This window comes from Moorena sp. SIO3B2 (assembly GCF_010692525.1).
Lineage (GTDB): Bacteria > Cyanobacteriota > Cyanobacteriia > Cyanobacteriales > Coleofasciculaceae > Moorena > Moorena producens.
Window position 1 is genome coordinate 1 of record NZ_JAAHHE010000322.1, and the last position, 6806, is coordinate 6806.

Annotated in this window: 10 protein-coding genes and 2 pseudogenes; 3 read left to right on the forward strand and 9 right to left on the reverse strand. The window is 43.4% G+C overall.

Going from position 1 to position 6806, the window contains the following annotated elements:
- Nucleotides 1–103: 103 nt before the first annotated feature.
- Nucleotides 104–742, forward strand: a complete 639-nt coding sequence (locus tag F6K38_RS32465; protein WP_287253682.1) for a 2OG-Fe(II) oxygenase family protein — start codon at nt 104–106, stop codon at nt 740–742.
- 178 nt (nt 743–920) lie between these two features.
- On the opposite strand, the gene F6K38_RS32470 is transcribed toward F6K38_RS32465, so the two are convergent.
- Nucleotides 921–2267, reverse strand: a complete 1347-nt coding sequence (locus F6K38_RS32470; RefSeq protein ID WP_287253683.1) for an IS200/IS605 family accessory protein TnpB-related protein — start codon at nt 2265–2267, stop codon at nt 921–923.
- Between the two features lie 52 nt (nt 2268–2319).
- On the opposite strand from F6K38_RS32470, the pseudogene tnpA reads away from it, so the two are divergent.
- Nucleotides 2320–2743: pseudogene (gene tnpA, locus F6K38_RS32475) on the forward strand (IS200/IS605 family transposase).
- 45 nt (nt 2744–2788) lie between these two features.
- On the opposite strand, the pseudogene F6K38_RS32485 reads toward tnpA, so the two are convergent.
- From F6K38_RS32485 to F6K38_RS32495, 3 genes and pseudogenes are all read right to left on the reverse strand, one after another.
- Nucleotides 2789–3173: pseudogene (locus F6K38_RS32485) on the reverse strand (DUF433 domain-containing protein).
- A 184-nt stretch (nt 3174–3357) separates the two neighbouring features.
- The gene (locus F6K38_RS32490) at nt 3358–3720 is read right to left on the reverse strand and encodes a DUF5615 family PIN-like protein (protein WP_287253688.1); all 363 of its coding nucleotides are present in this window, start codon (nt 3718–3720) and stop codon (nt 3358–3360) included.
- Complete coding sequence (locus F6K38_RS32495) at nt 3717–3965, reverse strand: DUF433 domain-containing protein (protein WP_287253690.1); 249 nt, start codon at nt 3963–3965, stop codon at nt 3717–3719. The genes F6K38_RS32490 and F6K38_RS32495 overlap by 4 nt, the downstream gene beginning before the upstream one ends.
- A 387-nt stretch (nt 3966–4352) precedes the next feature.
- Between F6K38_RS32495 and F6K38_RS32500 the strand changes: the two genes are divergently transcribed.
- The gene (locus tag F6K38_RS32500; RefSeq protein WP_287253691.1) at nt 4353–4490 is read left to right on the forward strand and encodes a hypothetical protein; all 138 of its coding nucleotides are present in this window, start codon (nt 4353–4355) and stop codon (nt 4488–4490) included.
- Here F6K38_RS32500 and F6K38_RS32505 read toward each other — a convergent pair.
- From F6K38_RS32505 to F6K38_RS32525, 5 genes are all read right to left on the reverse strand, one after another.
- Nucleotides 4478–4732, reverse strand: a complete 255-nt coding sequence (locus F6K38_RS32505) for a type II toxin-antitoxin system RelE family toxin (protein ID WP_287253693.1) — start codon at nt 4730–4732, stop codon at nt 4478–4480. The two genes, F6K38_RS32500 and F6K38_RS32505, sit on opposite strands and share 13 nt — an antisense overlap.
- Nucleotides 4732–4992: a type II toxin-antitoxin system Phd/YefM family antitoxin gene (locus F6K38_RS32510; protein WP_287359208.1), complete on the reverse strand. Its 261-nt coding sequence runs from the start codon at nt 4990–4992 to the stop codon at nt 4732–4734. Before F6K38_RS32510 ends, F6K38_RS32505 begins: the two co-directional genes overlap by 1 nt.
- A gap of 101 nt (nt 4993–5093) precedes the next feature.
- Nucleotides 5094–5402, reverse strand: coding sequence for a hypothetical protein (locus tag F6K38_RS32515; RefSeq protein WP_287359209.1), 309 nt, complete (start codon nt 5400–5402; stop codon nt 5094–5096).
- Nucleotides 5403–5838: 436 nt separating this feature from the next.
- The gene (locus F6K38_RS32520; RefSeq protein ID WP_287359211.1) at nt 5839–6093 is read right to left on the reverse strand and encodes a hypothetical protein; all 255 of its coding nucleotides are present in this window, start codon (nt 6091–6093) and stop codon (nt 5839–5841) included.
- 339 nt (nt 6094–6432) lie between these two features.
- On the reverse strand, nt 6433–6663 hold the full coding sequence (locus tag F6K38_RS32525; RefSeq protein ID WP_287311385.1) for a hypothetical protein: 231 nt from the start codon (nt 6661–6663) through the stop codon (nt 6433–6435).
- Nucleotides 6664–6806: the final 143 nt, after the last annotated feature.

Genomic DNA, 6806 nt, shown 5'->3' on the forward strand with positions numbered 1-6806 from the left:
CTATTACCTATTACCTATTACCTATTACCTATTACCTATTACCTATTACCTATTACCTATTACCTATTACCTACTCCCTTTATTATTTAATTAATTAACTATAATGAATAAATCTCCAGAAGCTCCCCGTAAAATTACTAATCAAGCGCCAGTTTTATTTATTCCTAATGTCTTGGATAGAGAGTTTTGTCAAACCCTAATTAATATTTGGGAAACTGAAGGGAATCAAGAGTCCTATTCAATGATTGAGCATAAGGGAGAATTGACTCCCATTGAGGACGATGATTATAAAAGACGCAGAGACCATTTTCTTCAAGAAGGGGAAACCCATCAACGTTTAAGATATTTCATCCGTCAACAGGTTCGCCCTGCAATCAAGAAAGCCTTTCATTTTGAAATTACTCGATTTGAGAGTTTTCGGATTGGTTGCTATGATGCTAATACTGGCGGATATTTTCGACCCCATCGGGATGATGCTACGGAAGGAACTGCCTATCGTCGCTTTGCTATGACTATTAATTTGAATGTGGAAGACTATGAAGGGGGCTGTTTAAGATTTCCAGAATACGGATTGGATTTATATCAGCCGGAAACAGGCAGTGCTTTGATTTTTTCCTGTTCCCTGCTTCACGAGGTTACAGATGTTATTAAAGGACGACGGTTTGCTCTGCTGTCATTTTTCCATGGTGAACATGAGGCTCAGTTGGTTGAGGAGTACAATCGGCGTGTGATGGTTAGTTAGAGGTAAGCATTCAGCTGTCAGCTATCAGCTATCAGATGTAGGGTGGGCAGTGCACCAGACAGATAATCAAGCTTGCAAAGGGCGTTGGTAGGCACTGCCCACCCTACTAGGATTAATGACTCGCTCCAGAGCGGCTTCTGCTATGAAGCTTCCACCACCTGAACGAGGTGGTGGTGTCCTATGCTAACCTGGAACTACGAAGCGTCCACAGGTCACATAGACAAGCCCAGCTTCTAGGCGGTCGTCCAGGACTTTTGCTGGAACGACCCTCGTTGTCATTTCTGCGAACGAGCTTAAGTACACCTCTAGCACCAATGTTGTAAGCGCCATTAAGGTCGGCATTGAATCGCTTAGCTGAAGGGAAGGTTGCTAGGGTATAATTCTTTGAATTTCGTTTAACCGTACCAGAACCATCATAGGCAAGTTTTGAGGTGTAAGCCGCCACGACCTCTATAACTTTGCCTCCAAGTTCAGCCCATTTCATTTCCGTAAAATCACGAATCTTTGCTTTGAGCCATCCGTGAAATCTTTGCCTTAAATTGGAGCGTTTCCTTCCGCCCTTTGGCTTCCATCCTTTAAGATTCTCAAATACAATCGCTTCAGAATTAAACTTTTCAGCAATCTCAACAATTCCCTTAGAAACAATGTGGCCAATCTGGTTGTTAATTCTTTGGCATTTTTGGTAGGTCTTGGAGCAAAAACCTTTGTGCAGTTTTCCTCCTTTTCCCATTGTCTTTGATGCCCTTAAGGATACGGATTTCAGTCGTTTATCTCTGCGGTCTATGTCTCTTCCAGGATGAATAAACTCACGGTGGATTACAGTACCGCTGTGGGTTACAACTGCTATGGTAGCAGTTGTATTAATACCCAAGTCTACCGCAGTTACGTTAGATCTTGGTTTGCGTTTTTCTGGTTTACAAGTAAATGGAACAGATAGATGACAATACCTATCATTGAAGATCAATGAAGGGGACATCATCTTGTTAGTGGCACAGGCGTGGCGCTCTCTTAATCCAGTTATCTGAACTGTAGTCCAAATCCAATCTAAACCATTGAAGACTTTGATTTCGACTTGGTCAAAACCATGCAGCTTATAGCATTGACCTTTATACAAAGCTGGATAGCAACCAGTATCAGCATTTAATCTTGGTGGCTTGCTATCTTTCCTTTTTCGGACGCCAGATTGCCATTCACGGTATCGAGTTGCATAGCTGCTAACCTGTCCAGCTGCGAATGCAATTGCTGCTCGACGGTAGTAACTAGGAAATTTATGGAAAGTTTTGTTGAATTGAGGATATTTTATTTTGGGTCGCTTGGCTGTTTTGTGCATCAATCCCTCAACAGCAGGAGTTAGCTGGTCAGCAGTTAACTCGCCCAATTCGCCCCAGTGAATATAAATAATACCAACCAAATATCGACAAGCCTGGCGGTACACCTTCACCGTCTCACCAAACAAAAAGCGCTGTTTGGCAGTCGGGTTAAGAGTCCACTTATCGGTGCGAATGATTTTGGCTGGCGTCTTCACAGGCTCAACTGAATTGCTAGTATGTCACCAGATTAAATCATAGTGATTAAACATGTCAACCTCTTTCCGCTCTTTTGCACAGACGGTTTCGCTAATCAAGATTCATATAGTGTTTGTGACAAAATACCGCCACCCAGTGATTACAGGAAACATAGAAGAAGACATCAAAGATCTGGTCAAAAGTATTTGTGAAAAAAATGACTGTATTCTTGAGGATGCCAAGGCCGACCTAGGGGAAAATGATCACATCCATCTTCTGATTGACCTAGCCCCTAAGGTGTCAATTTCCAAGCTTTGCAATACCCTCAAAACGGTGACTAGCAGAGAAATTAGAAAAAGATATGCAAAAAAAAGAATTGGCTCCCTATTACTGGAAGCCTGTCTTCTGGAAAAGAGGATTTAGTGCTGTGTCATGTGGAGGCGCACCGCTTTCTGTTCTGAAGCAGTATATAGAGAACCTTGGCTATGACGATTAATTAGTTTGCTCCTTAACCCCCACCTGGGCGTTCGCGTAGCGTGGCCTACGCCCAGGTGGGGGAATGCGTCGCACATTTGTTCAATTGCCGGAACCTTTGCCGTGCAGCAGAAGGATTCTGTTTTTGTTCTTCTCGTTGTTGGCGGCAAAACTCTAGCCAGTCAGCTAAGTAAGTGCTAACCTCTTCTTTGTTGTGTAGATAGTAGAGAATAGTGCCATGGACTTGTTCTAGCGATGCAGCGCGGTCTTGGGGGTTTCCCCCATGAGCGACTGCATCAAGACAGGGTAATTGTCTCAAATTGTTGGGTAATTTCTTCAGGGGTTCTGGCGCGATAGATATATTCGTAGAGGACGCTTTCGATACCAATGCGGCTACCTTTGATGCGAATGTCGTCAGAGGCTAGGAAGTCGAAGTAGTCTTGGATTTCCATGGCAATTTGTAATGATTTGGTAAAACGTTTTTTTAATTGCGTAATCTAGCTATCGAGCATTTTAACACAGGGCAATCAGGGGTTAATATTGGATTTTTTTTATTTTTATTTGTTGTTTTAATTGGGCGGTTGGGTTGAATTTCGGTGCGTTACACTTTCGTGCTTCGCACCCTACAAGATCTGCTCAAATTGGCAGTCGTCGCAGTCGGTAACGAGTATCATCCACCGTGATAATTGCACCTGCTTCCAAATCTTCCCCACACTCAGCCAGCACCGCCAGCAATCTTGCACCAACACTTGCAGGATTTGTATTCTTCAAGCGAAATATGATCACACTAGGCAGCAAAGCAGAACTTGCTGCCAATAGATCGCCAAAATCCAAGTCAAAAGTTAAAACAATGCGCTCCTCTTGCCTTGCCTTTTCCAGAATCAAAGCATCTAAGAGCCGTTCTAATCCTTGTTCGTAAAGATGTACCGTATCATATCCCTGTTGACGCAGTAATTGAACAGTTAAAGGAGAGACACCCATATCTGCTAAAAACTTCATGCGGCACTTCCACTGAAAGGCCGAACTTGCTCACTAGCCAAAAATGCTGCATACAGAAGACTAGCTTTAATATCTTCTGCTTCTAGATAGGGATAAGCTTCAAGAATTTCGTTGACATCCATACCGTCGGCTACCAAACTTAGCACTAAAGATACTGTAATCCTCATGCCTCGAACACAAGCACGTCCTCCCATTATTTGGGGATCAAAGGTAATGCGTTCAAATACCAGTTTCTTATCTGTCATAACTAACACCTTGTATTTTTCTTAACTATATAGTACTTACAGTGAAGGGGTAATGTAAGCATTCAGCTATCAGCTATCAGCTATCAGCTATCAGCTATCAGCTATCAGCTATCATCTCTGAGCTCTCAGCTTTTGAATAAGCGATGCAGAGGTGCGACCCGTGGCGAATTTAATTACGGGTCAAACGCACCATTACGGTCTTGGGGGTCCCCCCCACTCGCTATTGCCGTGGTTTCCCCCACTCGCGCAATAATCAAGACAACAAGTAAGCATTGGTTTAATAGTCACGAAAGTCCCAGCGTCGAAGCCTGTCCCACGAAGCCTGTGCCACAGAGCTGACGCCTGACGGCTGATAGCTGAATGCTTACGGGATAATTCCCTTACTTGATGGGATCAGCTCCGCCTACAAAATATGCGATCGCACTACAAGAGCAGGCGATTGACCGTTCGCGCAGCGTCGGGCTTTGTCCGAAAGGTCATGCTACGCGAACGCACTATGCAATACCATTATTTTATTCTCCATAATGAGTTTTGGCGCGGTGAATATAGATCAGCTTCTGCTCATTGTCAATTGTGTAAATAATTCTATCTTTATAACTTAAACGCATAGAAAAGAAACCAGCAAGATTGCCCACCAGCTTTTTACCAGCATAAGGATTTATACTGATCGTGTCCTGAATCATTGTTTTAAGTTTTTGCTTTAATTTGGGCGTAAGTTTGGCAACATCCTTTTTAGCCTCTTTGGTAAAACGAACTTCGTAAACCATCAATCAATATCTCCCAAGACTTCATCTAGGGAGTAGGTTTCCTTATTGGTTATTTGTTCAAGGGATATTTGTAGGCTTTCCATCATTCCAGGGATTGAAAGTAATTCTAAGGTTTCTTGTAAGCTTTCATAGTTTTTTCGAGAAATTAAAACAGCAGAACCATTAGAAATCTCGATTTCATAAACTTTGTTTTCTTCTGTGACTAATTCAACTAAGTTTATTAACTCTTTTTGGGCAGCAGTAACCGTCAGCTTTTCCATTTTGTTGATTTCCTATTTTTGTTATTATAGCAATTCTCAATTCGGTAGAGAAGGAATATATTCGTCTGATCATATTTAGGAATCCCGTAAGCATTCATCCGTCAGAAATGGAACGGGCAAGATGCCCATTCCACCAACATCCCCATTCCACCAACATCCCCATTCCACCAACATCCCCATTCCACCAAGATGCCCATTACACCAACATGCCCATTCCACCAACATCCCCATTCCACCAAGATGCCCATTCCACCAACATCCCCATTCCACCAACATGCCCATTCCACCAACATGCCCATTCCACCAACATCCCCATTCCACAACAATATGCAACGCCTAATCACCTTGGCCAATAGGCCACGCGATCGCTGAAAGCGGGACGCGCGTCCATCGCGTTCAACCTTGGCCAATAGGCCACGCGATCGCTGAAAGCGGGACGCGCGTCCATCGCGTTCAACCTAATAACCTACCCTTCTCGAACCCCAAAGGCAAACAACCTCATAACCTTCAACCAAATAACCTTCAACCAAATAACTAACCTTCAACCAAATAACCTTCTAACTAACCTTCAACCAAATAACCTTCAACCTTCAACATCCCAACCTTCAACATCCCAACCTTCAACCTTCAACCTTCTAACTAACCTTCTAACCTTCAACCAAATAACCTTCAACCTTCAACTCAAAAAAAGTAGCCGCAGAACTACCTTCCACGGCTAGGAAATTTTACTATGCCTCAACTTCGTACACCAACCCAGAAATAATCCGATCCCATTGGCCAAAGGCCAAGCTATGTGAACAGATTTGATTCTTGGGCTAGGGGGGAAACCCCCCCTACTAAGTTAGTCTAATCTAGAATTATGTACTTCGTCATAGTGGTGATAAATTCGCCAGGAATTCCCGTCGGCTGAAGGGGGCTCCACTCCGAAATTTGGGCATAACGCAGTGCATAAAGGGTATACATGGTGTTGCTTATTGCCCGGCGGGACCCCTTCAGAATATGCTGAACGGGGTATTTTTTTGGAGAAGGTTCCTGAGGAGTATTACTAGGAGTGATTTCCTCAGGATTGTTTTCTGGATTCGGGCGAAAGTTGTCAGGCATAGTTCAAAATTGGTTTTGATGTTTATATTATAATAATAACGATTATATATTTATTTGTCAAGGGTTTTGATAATTTTTTTTTTGAGGGGTAATTGAAATAAATCGTACGGTAATGAAATGGAAGCTTGTTTAAAAAAAAGGGAATAGGAAATAGGGAGCGTAATGGTTTTGAGTGACTTTATGAGATAGGAAATACTTAATTGACCTGCATGTCACGCTACGCGATGAAGCGTTCGCAAAGCGTGGCCCAAAGGCCTCAGCTTCCGCGCTTATGCGATTGACCTTTGGTCACGCTAAAAGCGATCGCACTCCCTTTCAATCAAAAGACTATGTCTTAAACTATACTTTCTTTGCTATAGCACCCACATGGAAATGCAATGGGTCAGAGGAGCATAAACAAGTATTTATACTCAGTAAAATCGGTTTTTTCGCGTTCGCGTAGCGGCTCGTACCGAGCATCGCGTAGCGTGACCATTCGCGTAGCGTGGCCGAAAGGCCAAGGTCAATCGCAAAGTGCCCCAGAATGCGTTCGCGTAGCGGCTCGTACCGAGCATCGCGTAGCGTGACCATTCGCGTAGCGTGGCCGAAAGGCCAAGGTCAATCGCTTCCCAACAGAATTCCGTAATCTTATATACTACTTTTTGAATCTAGGGAACCCAGAACCATGAAAAGCGATCACGATGGTCATCATCTCACCCTCGACTCATTCGAGA

Excerpts from the sequence above, each read along its gene's own strand:
- F6K38_RS32465 (WP_287253682.1), top strand. The coding sequence starts at position 104 with ATGAATAAATCTCCAGAAGCTCCCCGTAAAATTACTAATCAAGCGCCA.
- F6K38_RS32490 (WP_287253688.1), bottom strand. The coding sequence starts at position 3,720 with ATGAAGTTTTTAGCAGATATGGGTGTCTCTCCTTTAACTGTTCAATTA.
- F6K38_RS32495 (WP_287253690.1), bottom strand. The coding sequence starts at position 3,965 with ATGACAGATAAGAAACTGGTATTTGAACGCATTACCTTTGATCCCCAA.
- F6K38_RS32500 (WP_287253691.1), top strand. The coding sequence starts at position 4,353 with ATGGGATCAGCTCCGCCTACAAAATATGCGATCGCACTACAAGAGCAG.
- F6K38_RS32505 (WP_287253693.1), bottom strand. The coding sequence starts at position 4,732 with ATGGTTTACGAAGTTCGTTTTACCAAAGAGGCTAAAAAGGATGTTGCC.
- F6K38_RS32510 (WP_287359208.1), bottom strand. The coding sequence starts at position 4,992 with ATGGAAAAGCTGACGGTTACTGCTGCCCAAAAAGAGTTAATAAACTTA.
- F6K38_RS32520 (WP_287359211.1), bottom strand. The coding sequence starts at position 6,093 with ATGCCTGACAACTTTCGCCCGAATCCAGAAAACAATCCTGAGGAAATC.
- F6K38_RS32525 (WP_287311385.1), bottom strand. The coding sequence starts at position 6,663 with ATGGTCACGCTACGCGATGCTCGGTACGAGCCGCTACGCGAACGCATT.